Source organism: Rhizobium sp. CB2179, assembly GCF_057653455.1.
Genome location: NZ_JBYGKR010000006.1, coordinates 270,732 through 286,467, shown reverse-complemented (window position 1 = coordinate 286,467; position 15,736 = coordinate 270,732). Strand labels below are relative to the sequence as shown.

17 protein-coding genes are annotated in these 15,736 nt (G+C 61.6%); 9 read left to right on the top strand and 8 right to left on the bottom strand.

The genetic code is table 11. The annotated features are described in order from the left end of the window. Positions 1-36: 36 nt before the first annotated feature. Positions 37-870: a helix-turn-helix domain-containing protein gene (locus tag AC244Q_RS36875; protein ID WP_128406769.1), complete on the bottom strand. Its 834-nt coding sequence runs from the start codon at positions 868-870 to the stop codon at positions 37-39. A 72-nt stretch (positions 871-942) separates the two neighbouring features. Beyond that, on the bottom strand, positions 943-1,332 hold the full coding sequence (locus AC244Q_RS36870) for a nuclear transport factor 2 family protein (RefSeq protein WP_003555167.1): 390 nt from the start codon (positions 1,330-1,332) through the stop codon (positions 943-945). Between the two features lie 322 nt (positions 1,333-1,654). On the opposite strand from AC244Q_RS36870, the gene AC244Q_RS36865 reads away from it, so the two are divergent. Further along, entirely contained in the window at positions 1,655-2,575 is a 921-nt protein-coding gene (locus AC244Q_RS36865) for an NAD(P)/FAD-dependent oxidoreductase (protein WP_020487185.1), read from the top strand. A gap of 30 nt (positions 2,576-2,605) precedes the next feature. On the opposite strand, the gene AC244Q_RS36860 is transcribed toward AC244Q_RS36865, so the two are convergent. The 6 genes from AC244Q_RS36860 to AC244Q_RS36835 form a co-directional block, all read right to left on the bottom strand. Next, entirely contained in the window at positions 2,606-4,258 is a 1,653-nt protein-coding gene (locus AC244Q_RS36860) for a GMC oxidoreductase (RefSeq protein WP_128406770.1), read from the bottom strand. An 83-nt stretch (positions 4,259-4,341) separates the two neighbouring features. Continuing rightward, positions 4,342-5,424: an ABC transporter ATP-binding protein gene (locus AC244Q_RS36855; protein ID WP_003555438.1), complete on the bottom strand. Its 1,083-nt coding sequence runs from the start codon at positions 5,422-5,424 to the stop codon at positions 4,342-4,344. Between the two features lie 7 nt (positions 5,425-5,431). Beyond that, positions 5,432-6,316, bottom strand: coding sequence for a carbohydrate ABC transporter permease (locus tag AC244Q_RS36850; RefSeq protein WP_003555439.1), 885 nt, complete (start codon positions 6,314-6,316; stop codon positions 5,432-5,434). Beyond that, the gene (locus AC244Q_RS36845) at positions 6,316-7,203 is read right to left on the bottom strand and encodes a carbohydrate ABC transporter permease (RefSeq protein WP_003555441.1); all 888 of its coding nucleotides are present in this window, start codon (positions 7,201-7,203) and stop codon (positions 6,316-6,318) included. Before AC244Q_RS36845 ends, AC244Q_RS36850 begins: the two co-directional genes overlap by 1 nt. A gap of 102 nt (positions 7,204-7,305) precedes the next feature. Continuing rightward, positions 7,306-8,538: an ABC transporter substrate-binding protein gene (locus tag AC244Q_RS36840; RefSeq protein ID WP_003555442.1), complete on the bottom strand. Its 1,233-nt coding sequence runs from the start codon at positions 8,536-8,538 to the stop codon at positions 7,306-7,308. 58 nt (positions 8,539-8,596) lie between these two features. After that, positions 8,597-9,547 carry a sugar phosphate isomerase/epimerase family protein gene (locus AC244Q_RS36835; protein WP_003555443.1) on the bottom strand — a complete coding sequence of 317 codons (951 nt, stop codon included), beginning with the start codon at positions 9,545-9,547 and terminating at the stop codon, positions 8,597-8,599. A 222-nt stretch (positions 9,548-9,769) separates the two neighbouring features. On the opposite strand from AC244Q_RS36835, the gene AC244Q_RS36830 reads away from it, so the two are divergent. From AC244Q_RS36830 to AC244Q_RS36795, 8 genes are all read left to right on the top strand, one after another. Beyond that, positions 9,770-10,840: a LacI family DNA-binding transcriptional regulator gene (locus tag AC244Q_RS36830; protein ID WP_003555444.1), complete on the top strand. Its 1,071-nt coding sequence runs from the start codon at positions 9,770-9,772 to the stop codon at positions 10,838-10,840. 202 nt (positions 10,841-11,042) lie between these two features. Further along, positions 11,043-11,321, top strand: a complete 279-nt coding sequence (locus AC244Q_RS36825; protein WP_003555445.1) for a CopG family ribbon-helix-helix protein — start codon at positions 11,043-11,045, stop codon at positions 11,319-11,321. After that, entirely contained in the window at positions 11,309-11,599 is a 291-nt protein-coding gene (locus AC244Q_RS36820; protein ID WP_012760638.1) for a type II toxin-antitoxin system RelE/ParE family toxin, read from the top strand. The genes AC244Q_RS36825 and AC244Q_RS36820 overlap by 13 nt, the downstream gene beginning before the upstream one ends. 164 nt (positions 11,600-11,763) lie before the next feature. Further along, positions 11,764-12,207, top strand: coding sequence for an acetyl-CoA carboxylase biotin carboxyl carrier protein (locus tag AC244Q_RS36815; RefSeq protein ID WP_003555446.1), 444 nt, complete (start codon positions 11,764-11,766; stop codon positions 12,205-12,207). After that, positions 12,207-13,592: an acetyl-CoA carboxylase biotin carboxylase subunit gene (gene accC, locus AC244Q_RS36810; RefSeq protein WP_003555447.1), complete on the top strand. Its 1,386-nt coding sequence runs from the start codon at positions 12,207-12,209 to the stop codon at positions 13,590-13,592. The genes AC244Q_RS36815 and accC overlap by 1 nt, the downstream gene beginning before the upstream one ends. Continuing rightward, a complete protein-coding gene (locus AC244Q_RS36805) occupies positions 13,589-14,026 on the top strand; it encodes an acetyl-CoA carboxylase biotin carboxyl carrier protein (RefSeq protein WP_003555448.1) in 438 nt (145 codons plus the stop codon). Before accC ends, AC244Q_RS36805 begins: the two co-directional genes overlap by 4 nt. Continuing rightward, positions 14,023-14,730 (top strand): 5-oxoprolinase subunit PxpB, encoded by a 708-nt coding sequence (gene pxpB, locus AC244Q_RS36800; protein ID WP_003555450.1) that lies wholly within the window; start codon positions 14,023-14,025, stop codon positions 14,728-14,730. Before AC244Q_RS36805 ends, pxpB begins: the two co-directional genes overlap by 4 nt. Continuing rightward, entirely contained in the window at positions 14,727-15,722 is a 996-nt protein-coding gene (locus tag AC244Q_RS36795; RefSeq protein ID WP_017997585.1) for a 5-oxoprolinase subunit C family protein, read from the top strand. Before pxpB ends, AC244Q_RS36795 begins: the two co-directional genes overlap by 4 nt. The last annotated feature ends 14 nt before the right edge of the window (positions 15,723-15,736 follow it).

Below are 15,736 nucleotides of genomic sequence, written 5' to 3'. Positions count from 1 at the left end.
GGCCTTGACGGCGATGTCTCACTTCCCGGTCTGGCGCTAACGCGCGGCAGCCTGCTTCATCAGCTTGGCGTATTCCACCTCCGTGGCATCATCCAACGGGAACATGCACTCGATCCTCAATTCCTGCGTCGTTATCGTCTGTGCGGTGCCGACCGTGGTCACCAGCGAGAAGAAGCTGAAAACCTGCCCGTCCTTGACGAAAGACAAGGGGATGACCGGTGTGCTGTCCGCTGTCGTCGAGACCTTCCAGGCACTGTCCACATCCGGATAGGCGAGGAGCGCATCGATCAGCGCCTTCGTGTGCATGTCAATGACGCGGCCCACGGACTCTCTGAATACCCGCGCCATCAGACTTTTTGCAGTTTCCTCCCAGTTTGGGATGAAGGGCCGCAAACCGGCCGGATCGAACATCAGATGCAGCAGATTGCGCGGTTTTTCCCGTGCCGCCATGTCAATGAAGTTATTGAAGAAGCGCTGCGTCGCGTCGTTCGTCATGACGACGTTCCAATACCGATCCATGACAACTGCCGGAAACGGCTCGTGCTGAACAAGCATGCGCCTTAACGCGTCCGTGACGCCTTTCATTTCAACATCGTCGATACCGCCTTCGGCGTAAATCGGGGCGTAACCGGCGGCGAGCAATAACGTATTGCGCTCTCGCAACGGCACATCAAGGGCGTCGGCGAGATGCAGCAGATTGTGGCGGCCGGGCGTGCTTCGGCCACTTTCGATGAAGCTGATCTGACGCTGCGATATGCCGGTATCGAGTGAGAGATCCAGTTGGCTCTTGCCGCGCGTGTCGCGCCAGGCGCGCAACTGGATGCCAAGCTCGTTCGATACTGCGCTTGAAGGACTGTGCGTCGAGCTCATCTTATGGCGATCTCCGTCCGTGCGGCTAATGGCCGGCGGGGGCAATAACGCTCCCGCCAGCTGCGATATCGATCAGAAAGCAACCGGGCCAACCGATCCGTACCAGCGGCCGACCTTGGCCGGCTCTCGTTCATCCATATAGAAGAAGTGCGTCATCACCGGTTTGACAACCGGTTGAGCCTCGTCGTCGGGCGTCATTGTGACAGTCCCGCGAAAGATTTTCAGCGAGCCGCCGTCCCAATATTCCGCGACGTCGTGAAGCGCTGAGAAACCCGTGTCGATGAAGGCGCGCAGGTTCTCACGAATGGTGTCTCGCCCCTTCCAGTCGGCGACGCCCAGATTGCAGGTCGCATCCTGCGCCAGGCAGTCGAAGCCTCCGCCAAAGGTCTTGTCATCGATCTCCTTCCAGAAGGCCAACAGCCATTCAGGGGGTTCTCGTTTGGTAAAATTCATGGTCGTCATCGTCGTTCTCCTCGGCCGCTTTGTACGGGTGACGGCAGTTGAGCCATCGACATCGGTTGTCGGCCGCTTCTGTTGACAGGATTGTTCCTCCTGCAGGAAGGCCGTTCACTAATATCGCGGGACAGGGAATGCCCTCAATTACATCAGGTGTAATCAACGGGGCGAGAATGCGTCGTCCTTCAAATTCTCGGCAAAGAACGCACATCCGGACCTTTCATTCTGCACAAAGCGCTATTCGTAACTTTTGTTGTGTCGAATAACGGGATATGTTACCAATCGTGTCAGTGTCATGGAAATCACACGGGTATCGAAGGCCAAGGTTATGAATGATGTAGTCGATACGGTGGTGGTCGGCGGCGGGGCCGCGGGGCTCAGCGCCGCCCTTTTTTTGGGAAGAGCCGGCCGATCGACGCTTGTATTCGACGGCGGTAAATCGCGCATTTTCAGCGTTGAAGAGGTGCGGGAGCATCTGGGCTTCGACGGCATGCCGACAGCAGCGTTCATGGCGCAAGCGCGTGCGGAAGCCGTCCGTTACGGTGCGGACATCAGATCCGAGCACGTCCATTCCATCGTGCCTCGTGAGGACGGATTGTTCTGGGTCGAAGCCAGGGGATCCAGAGTCGCAGCACGCACGATCGTCTTGGCAACGGGAGTGATAGACGACCTTCCACCACTGTCAGGCTTGCCGGAAGCGTGGGGGCGTGACGTGCGTGTCTGCCCCTGTTTTGACGGCTATGAAGTTCGAGGCAAGCGTTTCGTGGTGTTCGGATTGCCGGAACGCCTGGCGCATATGGCGTCCTGGGTCTGGATGTGGTCGCGTGATGTCACTATCGTCTCACGGCACAGGTTCAATGAAGCCGACGCGGAACGCTTGCGGCTTCTCGATATCAAGATCATTCCGGACGAAATCACCGGGCTCGTCCATCGAGACGGCAAGCTTGTTGGCGTTTCGACGGCGAGCGGCGGCGGGGAAATCGCCTGCGATGCGACATGGATCGCGGCGGAGATTCGGGCTGCATCGGGCCTCGCCGCATCCCTCTGCGAGGTCGATGAGATCGGTCTCGCCAGGACCGACAAGGATGGCCGGACCAACAGGTCGGGCGTGTTTGCCGTTGGCAATGCGGATAACGCGGTCGCTCATCTTGCGCATGCATCTGCGGCAGGCACAGCTGTCGGTCCCGTGGTGACGATGTACCTCCTCGAACAGATCCTTGCCGAGCGCCGAAACACCAAAGCGGCGTGAACGATCTAGCAGTTCAGCCGTTGCGGGCGCCTACAGCCGTCCTGTCCGGTACTGGTCGACAAGATTCCGGCAGGCGCGGATCGTCAGGACCATGACGGTGAGCGTGGTGCCGGCGATGCCGCTGCCGGGGAAGGCGCTGGCGTCGGTGACGATGAGGTTCGGGGCATCCCAGAGCTGATTATAGGGGTTGAGAACCGAAGCCTCACGGGTTTCGCCCATGCGCGCGCCGCCCGTCTCATGGATTGCCGCTCCCATGCACATGGTCTTGCGAAACCATTTGCGGAACATGAAGCGGCTGAAGACATCGGCTTCGGGAAATGCGCCCTTGCCCATCTCCTTGAGGCCGGTCGGCGAGCCGATGAATTCGAGGTCGCCGCCGACCTCCTTGATCAATGCGATCAGCGTTTCTTCCTGCCTTCTGAGCAGCGCCTGCTCCTCCTCCTGCATGACGCAGCGGATATGCGGCACGGGAATGTTCCAGGCATCCCTACGCCTGACATCGAGCGTGATGCGATTGTCGGCATAGGGCAGCATGCGGCCGAAGCCGAAGAAGGCGAGACGTGCATCCGTGTCCACGGAGACCGGCGCGCGGCCGACGCTTCCCTGGTAGTCGAAATCGCCGCGGGCCGCGTCGCTCTCGCCGAAGCGGGGAATGAAGATCCCGCCCGACGGATTATAGAACGGGTCGGTCGGCGCGGACTCGTCGGGCGCCCAACCCTTTGCCTTGGAGAAGGAGCCGAAGGCGAGGCATGGAAGCTGGTCCATGAAATAGCGGCCGAGAGCACCCGAACTGTTGCCGAGCCCATCAGGATGTTTCGCCGACGCCGAATTCAAGAGCAGCCGCACGCTCTCTATCGGCGAGGCCGAAAGCACCACCATCGCGGCGCGAACCGTCGATACCGCACCGGTGTTGCGATCGATATATTCGGCGCCGGTAGCGCGGCCGGTCTTCTCGTCCGTGGTGATGCGGCGAACGACGGCGTCGTAGCGGATGGTCAGCTCACCGGTCGCCTTTGCATCTCGCAGCGGTCGCGGCATCCGGTCGGCGTCAGGCGCGATGTAGCGCCAGGAGACGACGTGCCTCTCCGGCCAGCGGTTTTCGACCGCCTGCTTGAAGATCTGTTCGGCGGGCGTCAGGCTTGCCGGCTTCGCATAGATGCCATCCGGTAGCGTGGCCACGTTGTCCTTGTTGCCATAGAGCCCGAGATAGGCCTCGACCTCGTCGTAGAAAGGCGCCAACTCATCATAGGAGACCGGCCAGTCCACGCCCTTTCCGGCACGTGAGCGGATCTTGAAATCGTCGTCGGTCCAGCGCAGCAGCACCCGGCCGAAACTGTGGAGGCGCCCGCCGCCCTGGCGGCCGCGGATCCAGAGGAAGGGTTCGCCCTTCGGCGTCGTATAGGGGTTCTTGCGGTCGTTGACGAAGAAGTGGCTGAAGCGCTCGGTGAAAAACGCCGCGCGCGCCTGGATCGGCTGGCCCTTGAGAGTGGCCCGCGCACGCTCCCAGATATTGATGCTGCTTGCCGGCGCCTTCTTGCGGACGGGATCGAAATCCTTCGGTCCGACGGCGGGGCCGGCCTCGAGCAGCAGCACCGACAATCCCTGTGCCGTCAGTTCCTTTGCCGCGAATGAACCCGCCGCGCCGGAACCGATCACCAGCGCATCATAGACGATCTCAGACATGTCTTTTCTAATCCTGTCCTTGAGCAATCCTCAAAACGGCACGAAAAGCGCCAGGAATTGCGGGGAAACAAAGGGGTGGCGCGTCACAGCCGCGATCCGTCAGTGCCGAAGAGGGACGCCTTGGCGATATCGAGCCCGGGAGCCACGGTATCGCCAGGCTCAAGCGTGACATCGCCCATCAGCCGGAGCGATAGGCTCTGGTCTGCCCAGTCGAACCAGACGACGGCGTCCGAACCCATCGGCTCGACGACGGAAACGCGCCCCGGAATGGTTGGCAGGCCGCTCGTGGCGCCATCGAGCACAAGGTGTTCCGGGCGAAAGCCGAGAGTAGCAGGCCCTTCCGCTGCCTCCGCTCGGAAGGAATAACCGGAGAGATCGACAGTGAACTCCTTGCTCCGGAAGAGCGGCGCGCCGTTGCCGGGCTCGATCCGGCCCTCGATGAAATTCATCGCCGGAGCGCCGATGAAGCCGGCAACGAAGAGATTGGCCGGGCGGCGGTAGATCTCGGCCGGCGAGGCGAGTTGCTGGATGACGCCGTCGCGCATGATGGCGATCCGGTCGGCCAGCGTCAGGGCCTCGACTTGGTCGTGGGTGACATAGATCATCGTATTGCCGAGGCGCTGGTGCAGCTTCTTGATCTCGACGCGCAATTCGTTGCGCAGCTTGGCATCGAGGTTCGACAGTGGTTCGTCGAACAGGAAGACATCGACTTCACGCACCAGCGCCCGGCCGATGGCGACGCGCTGGCGCTGGCCGCCGGAAAGCTCGGCCGGACGCCGGTCGAGCAGCTTGTCGAGTTGGAGAAGGGCGGCGGTGCGGGAAACACGGGCCTCGATTTCGGCCTTCGGCAGGCCGGCGACGCGAAGCCCGAAGGAGAGGTTCTTGCGGACCGACATACGCGGATAGAGCGCGTAGGACTGGAAGACCATGCCGATGCCGCGGTCCTTCGGCTCCTCCCAGCTGACGTTCCTGCCCGAGATCCAGACCTCGCCTGATGTGATGTCCTGGAGACCGGCAATGGCGTTTAAAAGCGTGGACTTGCCGCAGCCGGAAGGGCCGAGCAGCACCAGGAACTCTCGCGACGCGATGTCGATCGACATCTTCTCGATCACCGTATGGTCGCCGTAGGCGATCTTCAGGTCCTTGACGGAGACGGCAGATTGCATGGAAGTGTTACCCCTTGACTGCGCCGGCCGCGATGCCGCGCACGAACCAGCGGCCGGACAGGAAATAGATGGCGAGCGGAACGATGGCAGTGAGGATCGTCGCCGCCATGTTCACGTTGTAGGTCCGCTCGCCCATCGTGGTGTTGACGATATTGTTGAGTTGCACGGTCATCGGCAGGTTGTCGCGGCCGGCAAAGACGAGACCGAGCAGGAAGTCGTTCCAGATGCCGGTGAACTGCAGCATGGAGACCACCACGACCATCGGCACGGCAATCGGCAGCATGATCTCGAAAAAGATGCGCCAGAAGCCCGCGCCGTCGACGCGCGCCGCCTTGCAGAGCTCCTCCGGCACGCTGAGGAAATAGTTGCGGAAAAGAAGCGTCACCAGCGGCAGACCGAAGATGACATGCACGAGAATGATGCCAGCCAGCGAATTATAAAGGTCGATATTCGCCATCGCCCGGACCATCGGATAGAGGAAGATCTGGTAGGGGATGAGGCCGCCGGCCATCAGCAGGCCGAAGAGCAGGTTTGCCCCGCGCGGCCGCCAGAGCGACAGCGCATAGCCGTTGACGGCGCCGATGAAGACCGAGAGCGCGACCGAGGGGAGGGTGATCGCCACCGAATTCCAGAAGCCGCTGCGAATGCCGACGCAGACGGTTCCCATGCAGGCCCCCGACCAGGCGGTTGCCCAGGCAGAAAAATCGAGCGTCGCCGGCAGGGCAAAGATCTGGCCGAGCCGGATTTCGGGCATCGATTTCAGCGAGGTAACGACCATGGTGTAGAGCGGCAAAAGGAAGAAAAGCGCTGCGACGACAAGGAAGGCATAGAGGCCGATGCGCCCGGCGGTGATCTGTGCCGGCTTCGGGCCGTTCGGATGAAGACGTGCCATCACGCGGCTCCCTTGGCTTTGTCACGCATGTGCATGATGTAGCGGAACGGGGCGACTGCGATGATCACGCCGAGGACAAGCACCGTCGCGCCGGCTGTGGCGAGGCCGAGGTTCTGGCGCCCGAACAGATTGTCCATGATGAATTTCGCCGGCACCTCCGTCGCATTGCCGGGGCCGCCATTGGTCATGGCAACGACGATGTCATAGGTCTTGATCACGCCCATGGCGAGCAGCATGCCGGCCGCGGCCAGCGCCGGCCCGAGCTGGGGCAGGATGATCGAGACATAGATCCGCCAGACAGGGATACCGTCGATCCGCGCCGCCTTCCATTGCTCGCCTTCGATGCCGCGCATGCCGGCGAGCGCAATGACCATGACGAGCCCCGCGCCCTGCCATACGCCGGCAAGCACCAGCGCATAGATCGCCATGTCGCGATTGACCACCCAGTCGAGGACGAAGCTTTCCCAGCCGAGCGAACGCACGCTCGCCTGGATGCCGAGCGTCGGATTGAGCATCCATTGCCAGATCAGCCCGGTCACCACGAAGGACATGGCGTAGGGATAGAGGAATATGGTCCTGAAGGCGCTTTCGAAGCGGATCTTGCGGTCCAGCGCCGCAGCCAGCAGGAAGCCCAGCAGCAAACAGCCTGCGACGTATAGCACGCCGAAGATCAACACGTTTTGCAGCGAGGCCAGCCACTTGGCGGAAGAGAAGAGCTTCGAATACTGCGCCAAGCCGACATAGGTCGAGGATGGAAAAAGCGTCGAATTGGTGAAGGACAGGCGGATCGACCAGGCCATGGTGCCGATAAAGACCACGACCGCGACGAACCATGTCGGCAAAAGCGCGATGGTCGCGGAAAGATTGGGCTTGCGTTTGATGGACATCGGCCAGCTCGTTGACGGAGTGGAAAGCAGGGCGCGCCGTCGCGCGAGGCGGCGGCTGGCAGCCGTGGCGCCGACATCAGGTCGACGCCACGGGCTACTATCCTACTCGAAGATGGCGAAGAAATTCCCAGCTGTGGAGGCCGTATCGTCCGAGCCGCCGCTCCAGTATTCGTCGACGAAGTCATCGAGCGCGCCAACCTGCTGGGGCGTCAGCACGATCGCCTGGTCCGGCACGATCGCACCGGCTGCCATCAGCTCGACACCCTTCTGGGCGCAGACGTCCAGCTTCGACTTGTCGACGTCGGCGCGCATCGGAACCGAACCCTTCTTGAGGGCGAATTCGACCTGGACGGCCGGATCCATGACGACTTCGGCGAGAAGTTTCTGCGCCTTGTCGGTCTCGGCCTTGCCGGTCTTGGGGAACCAGAGGGAGTCGGCGATATAAACCATGCCCTTCGATTCCGGCACGATCATGCAGCCATAATCCTTGCCCGGCTCCTTGCCGGCAACGGTGAATTCGCCCTTGGCCCAATCGCCCATGAACTGCACGCCGGCCTTGGCGGTGATCAGCATGGCGGTCGCGTCGTTCCAGTTGCGGCCGGCGGCACCGGCATCGACATAACCACGCAGCTTGCCGAGGATTTCGAGGGTCTTCTTCACGCCTTCGACGGATGCCGGGCTCTTGTCCTTATCGACATAGATCTTCAGGAAGCCGTCGATCCCGACCTGCGAAAGCAGGATCATGTTGAAGACCTTGGTTTGCTGCCAGGGCTGGCCACCCCAGGCGACCGGAACCATGCCGGCAGCCTTCAGCTTGTCGAGATCGGCAAAGAGCTCGTCCCAGGTCTTGGGCTCTTGCGAAATACCGGCCTTCTCGAAGGCTTCCTTGGAATAGAAGAGCCAGCTTTCACCATGGGCGCCGGTCGGCGCAAGGTAGACCTTGCCGTCATAGGTGATGAGATCATGGATCGATTTCGGCAGGGCGTCAGCCCATTTGCCGGCGGCCGCCACGTCGTCGATCGGATTGAACAGGCCCTGGTTGATGAAATCGGCGGCAGCGAGACCGATGACGCCCTGCTTGGCGCCGGGCGCATCACCGGCGACGATCCGGTTTTGGAAGGCGGCATCGGCCGCACCGAAGCCGGCGATCGAGGAATCCTTCCAGACGCCGCCGCGCTTTTCGAACTCGGTCTTGATGACGTTGAGGGCGGCAGCTTCGCCGCCCGACGTCCAGGACGACATGATCTCGATCGTTGGCTTGTCCTCGGCATGGGCCGAGGCGAAGAGACCGGCGAATGCCACGCCGGCAAGAAAAAGCTTCATCATGGTCTTCATTGTTCCACCTCTTGAAAATGCCCTCTTTGCGGGGCGTTCGTTGTCTTAGGGATGACTGTCAGCGATAGATCGGCAGGAGCGCCTGCCGGACGAGCGTGAGCCCGTTGGCGATGTCGCGGACGGGATCGGGCGCGGCATCGAGTTCGAGGATCGCCCAGCCTTCATAGGCCCGGTCGCGCAGCAGCCGGATCCAGGATGGCCAGTCGACCCGTCCGAGGCCGAAGCTGCAGAAATAGGGCTGGTGGCGTTCATGGATGTGCTTGTCGATCGGCGTATCGGCGGGCATCGGGCCGATCGCATCCTTCCAGTGAGCGATGATCATGCGCTCGTGATGGCGATCGACGAGTTGGATGGGATCGGAGCCGGCAACGATGATATGGGCCGTGTCCGGGCACATGTGCACGTAGGCCGGGTCGGTCAAAAGCATCATCAGATCGACGTCGCGCGCGGCGGCAAAGATCGAGTGCGCCTCGGTGTGCAGCGCCAGCCGCACGCCCCTGGCATAGAGGGTCGCACCAAGCCGGTTCAGAAAATCGGCAATCACTTTGGCGCGGTCGAAATCGTAGAATTGCACCGGCTGGGCGCCGAGCGTCTGGCGCAGCGGCGCGCCGATCACCATGATGTCGCTGCCGCAGGCTTTCAGGAAGTCGGCATATCGTTCCGCCTTGTCGATCAGCGCGCGCTGGGCCTCGGGCTCAGCGAAATCGCCGGCCGCCTCCAGTTCCGCGAAGAAGCCACTGCAGAGCGTCAGGCCGCGTCTTGCCAGTTCGGCTGCAAAGGCGTCGACGGAACCATAGGTCTTGATGGCGTCCTGCCAGTTGAAGGGAGAGAACGTCAGCTCGACACCGGCAACGCCGGAGGCCTGGACGCTGTCGAGTATCTTGTCCCAGAAGGCACGGGGCTCGGCGCGGGCGTAGCCGACGATCGCCTCATGGCTGTCGACGCCCCAGAAGCCGGGATGAAAGAATGTCACGAGATCGACACCGAAGCGCAGCCTGTCAGTAGCCATAATTTGTCCATTTCTCGAGGCATGACCTACCAGCGTGCGGAAGTGCCGTTCCGCATCCAATAAATCATGGGTTTTCAAAGCATTAAGAAATGGCAATCGTTTGCCATGGCTAGATAATAGCCAAGCCGGTTTTTTAAGCAAGCGATTTTTGGCAAACGTTTGCTATAAATCGCTCCCTGTCTTAGAGTTGCAAATCGAAGCATCCGGGAGACCGAAATAAACATGAATAAAAACAAGGATGTGGTGGGAGAGGAGCCATCGGGTGCATTGATGGCCGATGTCGCGCGGCTCGCCGGCGTTGCGATATCGACAGTCAGCCGGGCGCTCGCCAATCCCGGCCGGGTCAACGAGAAGACGCGCGCCAGGATCAATGCCGCAGCCAGGCAACTGGGCTATACGCCGAACGCGATGGCGCGCGGCCTTAGGGTCGGCAAATCCAACGTCATCATGATCATTCTGCCGGGATCGCTCTACTATGGTGCTTCCCAGGTCATTCCGCAGGTGCTGCAGAGTATCAATCAATCGCTGATCCAGGGCGGCTACAACCTGATGATTGCCAACCTCGATCGCGACGAGATTTCCGAACGGCATATCCTCGACCTCGCCTTCGGCGGCAGCGTACGCGGGGCCATCATCCTGTCGTCGAAGCTTCCGGAGGTCGACGGGCGCTCGCTGGCCAATTCCGGTCTGCCGATCGTGTCGATGCTGCTCGACATGAGCGATGCCGGCCTGCAGAGCGTCGTGACGAACGACCGCGAAGCCGTGCGCGACGTCACGGCCGAACTGATCCGATTGGGTCATCGGCGGTTTTTCTATCTTGCAGGGCCTGAAGGCAATTATCACGATGTCGAGCGTTACGGCGGCGTGCTCGAGGCGCTCGAGGCGGCAGGATTGTCCGAGGAGGCGGTGCGTCGCTCGGGTGGTCATCTCGATTATCAGCACGGCTTCGACATTGGCGTCCAGGCGGCGGACGATTTCGCCGAGTTGACCGAAAAGCCGACGGCAGTCATCGCGACCAGCGACGACATGGCCATTTCATTCGTCAGCCGTGTCCAGCGGAGAGGCGTGAGCATTCCCGGTGATCTGTCCGTCGTCTCTTTCGACGGCTCCCCGGTCTGCGAATTCTGCTCGCCGCCGCTCTCGACGATCAAGCAGCCGGTGGAAGAGATGGGGCGCGCGGCGGTGGATCTTCTGCTCGACGCCATTGACCAGCGGCAGAATACGGCGGCGGTTCGCACCGTCATCCGAAGCAGCCTTATCCTGCGCGAAAGCATCGCCGCTCCGAAGAGCTGACGATGAGGAGCCGACGACGCACAGAAGCGCATGGGAACGCATGCCGCGGTCAGTCGACCGGCCTTCACTTCACGGTTGGAAAGCCTTGTAACGGTCTTGAACCGTTAGAAAAGCATTGTGCATTCGTTGAACGCATTCATAGACAAACACCGCGGGAAAGCTTAGGTTAGCGCTAGGTAATACCTTTAACTAAGGAGGCCTCATGGCATCGCCGACCTCGCTCAAACTCGATGATGAGCTAAAGGGCCGCGTTCAGCAACTGGCCGAGGCTCGCCGCCGCTCGTCCCACTGGATCATGCGTGAAGCTATTGCGCAATATGTTGAGCGCGAGGAGAAGCGTGAGGCGCTGCGACAGGAAACGCTTGACGCCTGGCATGAATTTAAAGCGACGGGACTGCATGTCACCGGCGCCGAGGTCGAAAAATGGCTTTCGACTTGGGGAACTGACGACGAGTTGTCCGCACCCGAATGCCACAAGTAGTTTTCTCCCCGGCCGCAATCCGCGACCTCGAGCGGCTCCGAGAGTTCTTACGACTGAAAAACCCATCGGCCGCCAAGCGAGCAGGCGAAACTATACTCAAAGGCTTGAGAGCCCTCGGCGTACATCCCCATATTGGACGCCTCATCGAGGACTTGCCCGAGCAATACCGGGAGTGGCTCATCGATTTTGGAGATAGCGGATACGTCGCTCGTTATCGTATTGATGGCGATATTTTGATGATCCTCGCGGTACGGCATCAGAAGGAAGCAGGGTTCTGATACGGACGCCATTGCCGACCATCGGTTCCCGCAAGGCCGATTACGCTCCATCAAAACTTCGTCTGACCCCATCAGCCCATACGTCGTGCTACGAAAAATCACAACACCGGGCGACTTGAAACTTCGGGTCTGCGCGGTGGAATTCTGAAATTCCGAGCACGCATATGGACCTATCGAAGATCAAGACGCTGATCGACTTTGTCGGACGATCGAACATTGCCGAGCTGACCGTGACCGAAAAGGACGTGACGGTTCGGATTTTCCGCACGTCGCCGGGTCAGGAGGCTGCTGCCGAGCCCGCGCAAAAGGCAGGATCGACGACGAGCTTTGCCGATGATGCCGGCTCCGATGCGTCGTCGAGGCTCGAGAAAACTTCCTATGCGGTGAAGGCGCCTGTCTTCGGCGTTCTGCACCGGACCCCGGCACCCGGGGAACCGCCATTCATTGCAATCGGTGACGAGGTGGAGGAGGGGCAGACGCTTTTCATCATCGAGGCGATGAAGGTCTTCAACACGATCGCTGCGCCGCGGTCAGGGCGCATTACGCACCTCACCGAAATCGACGAGGGCGAGGTCGAGACCGGCGACCTGTTGGCGGAGATTGCCTGATGCCGGAAACGACTGAACGATCCGCGACCGACCGCTTCGATACTGTTCTGATCGCCAATCGTGGCGAGATCGCAGCCCGGATCCAGCGCGCCTGCCATGAGCTCGGCCTGAAGACGGTCGCCATTTGCTCCGAGGCCGACAGGCAAGCGCCTTACGGCAGCACCGCCGACAGCTTTCTTTGCATCGGCCCATCGACCGCCGCCAAGAGTTATCTCAATCAGGATGCCATCCTTCTGGCGGCGCGTCTTGCCGGTGCAGGCGCCATCCATCCAGGTTACGGTTTTCTGTCTGAAAACGCCACCTTCGCCGACGCCATCGAAAAGGCGGGGCTGACCTTCATTGGTCCGACCGCGTCATCGATTGCGATTATGGGCGACAAGATCGCGGCAAAGCGCGCGATGATGGCGGCCGGCGTGCCCTGCGTTCCCGGTCCGGACACGGCGCTGCCCGATGACCCCGCCACGATCGAGCGCATAGCGCTGGAAATCGGGTATCCCGTCATCATCAAGGCAGCCGGCGGTGGCGGCGGACGCGGCATGCGTGTCGTGCCCAAGGCCGATTTGCTGCATGAAGCAATTGCGCTGACACGGGAGGAGGCCCGCAAGGCCTTCGGTTCCCCCTCGCTCTACATAGAGAAATTCTTAGAGCATCCGCGCCACATCGAGATCCAGGTTATTTGCGACGATCACGGCAATGCCGTGTGGCTGGGCCACCGGGATTGCTCGATGCAGCGCCGCCATCAGAAAGTGGTGGAGGAGGCGCCGGCGCCGGGGATCGCACCCGACATCATCCAGCCGGTCGGTCTGGCTTGCGTAATGGCCTGCCTTCAGATCGGCTACCGGGGCGTCGGAACCTTCGAATTCCTCTATGAGGACGGCGCTTTCTATTTCATCGAGATGAACACGCGACTTCAGGTCGAGCATCCCGTCACCGAGCTGACGAGTGGTGTCGATATCGTCCAGGCGCAGATAAGGGCGGCGCAGGGCCACGTTCTCGATCTCACCCAAGGCGATGTGACATGCGAGGGCCACTCCTTCGAATGCCGCATCAACGCCGAGGATCCCGAAAATTTCCTGCCGTCGGCGGGTGTCGTCACCCATCTGGCGTTGCCGACGGGACCAGGCATCCGCGTCGATACGCATATTCATGCCGGCTACAAGGTCTCGCCCTATTACGACTCGCTGATCGCCAAGCTGATCGTCCATGCGCCGACGCGGGCGGAAGCGATGGCAAGAATGCGCGAGGCGCTTGCGGGCACTGAGGTCGAGGGGATTTCCACCAACATCCCCTTCCTGCGCGCCCTGTTCGAGGATGGCGCGTTCGCGCGCGGCGAGACGGATATCCATTATCTCGAACAATGGCTGAAACTGCGGAGGGGGGCATGAGCGCGATCGATTTCAGCGATCCGGCGACGATTGCATTGCTCACCGAGGCACTGACGGCCGCCGGTGTGGACGGTCTCGAAATCTCCCGACCGGGCGGACAGCTTCGCATCGTCGTCGCCGGAAAAGGCGGCTCCCGGATCAGCTCGACCGGGGCGACGTCTCCTGCTCCCGGTTTGGCTCCCGGCTCCGCATCGGCCGTCGTGAAGGCGCCGATGGCCGGCCGCTTCTGTGTCGAGCACCCGGCCGCCTCCGCCGTGCCGCAAGATCTGCCGCGCTCCGTATCCGATGCGGATATCGTCGGCTTTGTCGGGGTAGGGCACATCCTGCTTCCCCTTCGCGCCGGACGTTCCGGTGTTTTGACCAGGCTGCTCGCCGAGCCTGGTGCGCTGGTTAGCTTCGGTGATCCTCTGTTCGAAATCGAGCTCCAGTCATGATCGTCACGACGAACAGACATGCATCGCAACGCGAGATCGTTCCGGCCACCAAAAGCCTGGCGCGGGTTTCCTCGATCGGCGCCAGATCCTTCCTGCTCGAGGCGCCCGGCGACTTCGATCTCATCGCACAGCGGCGGATCTGGGCTTTGTCCCAGACCGTGAAAGACTGGGCGGACCTTGCGGAAAACATTCCGGGCATGACCAATCTGCTGGTGATCTTCAAGGAGACGCCCGAGGATCCTGATGCGGTGGTCGCCCGGCTGCTGGAGGCATGGGAGAATGCCCGCAGCATCGATCTCAACGGCAAGACCATCGAGATCCCTGTCCATTATGGCGGCGAATTTGCGACGGATCTTCCGGCCCTTTGTAATCTCTCGGGCTTGAGCGACCGTGAGGTCGTCCGCATCCATCATGAAGCGACCTACCGTGTCTTCGCCTTGGGCAGCGCTCCCGGTTTCGGTTATCTGCATGGTCTCGATCCGCGCATCTACATGCCGCGAAAGACCGTGCCCTCGCTGAAGATGCCGAAGGGCTGCGTGACCATCGGCGGTATGCAGACCGGCGTCGCCATGCTCACAGGTCCCAACGGCTGGAATTCCATCGGCTTCGCGGCACTTGAGATGTTCGACCCCATGTTGCCGAGCCCCGCCATGATGGCGCCGGGAGATACGGTGCGGTTCCTGCCGGCAAGGATCGAGCTATGATCGAGATCATGGAAAGCGGTCCGTTCAACACAGTGCAGGATCTTGGCCGCCCCGGCTATCGCGACATCGGCGTATCGGCGAGCGGCGCGATGGATCCGCTTGCGGTCCGGATCGGCAACATTCTCGTCGGCAACGACGAAAACGCAGCCGCGATAGAGGTGCAGACCTTCCCGTTCAGCCTGCGTTTCGAACGGCGCATCGCCTTTGCCGTGACCGGCGCGGACGGCAATTCTCATCTCGACGGATCGGAACTGCTTGCCTGGTGCGCTTATATCGCGGAGCCCGGACAGCTTCTCGAACTGAAACAGCCGCCGCTACTGGCGCGCTCCTATATTTCGCTCGGAGGCGGGCTGGACATCCCCGTTGTCATGGGTTCGCGAAGCACGTCGCTGCGCGGCAGCTTCGGGGGCAATGCAGGCCGGCCTCTGGCGAAGGGCGATCGGATCGCGGTCGGGGAGGACGCAGAAATGATTATGCTGCCGGCCTCCGGGCTCGCCGTCGTCGAACCGGCCGTGGCGCTGCGCGAAGTCTTCCCGGCTGCTGTCGACGGCACACTGCCGATCCGCGCCCTACCGGCCGGCGAGCATGATCTTTTCGCCGGAGGTGGCGAAGCCTTCTGGAGCCAGACCTGGAGGATTTCCTCGCGAAGCGACCGGACGGGCTATCGCCTGTCCGGCGAGCCGATCAAGCCGACAGCGTCCATCGAGATGCGCTCCCACGGTGTCGTGCCCGGCGTGATCCAGGTTCCGCCCGGCGGCGAACCGATCGTGCAGATGAGCGATGCCAACACCGCCGGCGGATATCCGAAGATCGCCGGCGTGATCGAATGCGATCTCTGGCGGCTCGGCCAAGCCCGGATCGGCGCCCGGCTGAAGTTCGTTCGCTCGACGCATGCGGAGGCGCGCTCAGTTGAACAGGCTGTCGCCGGCTATGTCGAGGACGTCAGGCAGACATCCCGACTGGTCAAGCGCGCCTTGAAGGCGATGACCTAATGCGTGTCGCCCAA

Coding starts and splice junctions, on each gene's coding strand:
- AC244Q_RS36875 (WP_128406769.1), bottom strand. CDS start 870: ATGAGCTCGACGCACAGTCCTTCAAGCGCAGTATCGAACGAGCTTGGC.
- AC244Q_RS36870 (WP_003555167.1), bottom strand. CDS start 1,332: ATGACGACCATGAATTTTACCAAACGAGAACCCCCTGAATGGCTGTTG.
- AC244Q_RS36865 (WP_020487185.1), top strand. CDS start 1,655: ATGAATGATGTAGTCGATACGGTGGTGGTCGGCGGCGGGGCCGCGGGG.
- AC244Q_RS36860 (WP_128406770.1), bottom strand. CDS start 4,258: ATGTCTGAGATCGTCTATGATGCGCTGGTGATCGGTTCCGGCGCGGCG.
- AC244Q_RS36855 (WP_003555438.1), bottom strand. CDS start 5,424: ATGCAATCTGCCGTCTCCGTCAAGGACCTGAAGATCGCCTACGGCGAC.
- AC244Q_RS36850 (WP_003555439.1), bottom strand. CDS start 6,316: ATGGCACGTCTTCATCCGAACGGCCCGAAGCCGGCACAGATCACCGCC.
- AC244Q_RS36845 (WP_003555441.1), bottom strand. CDS start 7,203: ATGTCCATCAAACGCAAGCCCAATCTTTCCGCGACCATCGCGCTTTTG.
- AC244Q_RS36840 (WP_003555442.1), bottom strand. CDS start 8,538: ATGAAGACCATGATGAAGCTTTTTCTTGCCGGCGTGGCATTCGCCGGT.
- AC244Q_RS36835 (WP_003555443.1), bottom strand. CDS start 9,547: ATGGCTACTGACAGGCTGCGCTTCGGTGTCGATCTCGTGACATTCTTT.
- AC244Q_RS36830 (WP_003555444.1), top strand. CDS start 9,770: ATGAATAAAAACAAGGATGTGGTGGGAGAGGAGCCATCGGGTGCATTG.
- AC244Q_RS36825 (WP_003555445.1), top strand. CDS start 11,043: ATGGCATCGCCGACCTCGCTCAAACTCGATGATGAGCTAAAGGGCCGC.
- AC244Q_RS36820 (WP_012760638.1), top strand. CDS start 11,309: ATGCCACAAGTAGTTTTCTCCCCGGCCGCAATCCGCGACCTCGAGCGG.
- AC244Q_RS36815 (WP_003555446.1), top strand. CDS start 11,764: ATGGACCTATCGAAGATCAAGACGCTGATCGACTTTGTCGGACGATCG.
- accC (WP_003555447.1), top strand. CDS start 12,207: ATGCCGGAAACGACTGAACGATCCGCGACCGACCGCTTCGATACTGTT.
- AC244Q_RS36805 (WP_003555448.1), top strand. CDS start 13,589: ATGAGCGCGATCGATTTCAGCGATCCGGCGACGATTGCATTGCTCACC.
- pxpB (WP_003555450.1), top strand. CDS start 14,023: ATGATCGTCACGACGAACAGACATGCATCGCAACGCGAGATCGTTCCG.
- AC244Q_RS36795 (WP_017997585.1), top strand. CDS start 14,727: ATGATCGAGATCATGGAAAGCGGTCCGTTCAACACAGTGCAGGATCTT.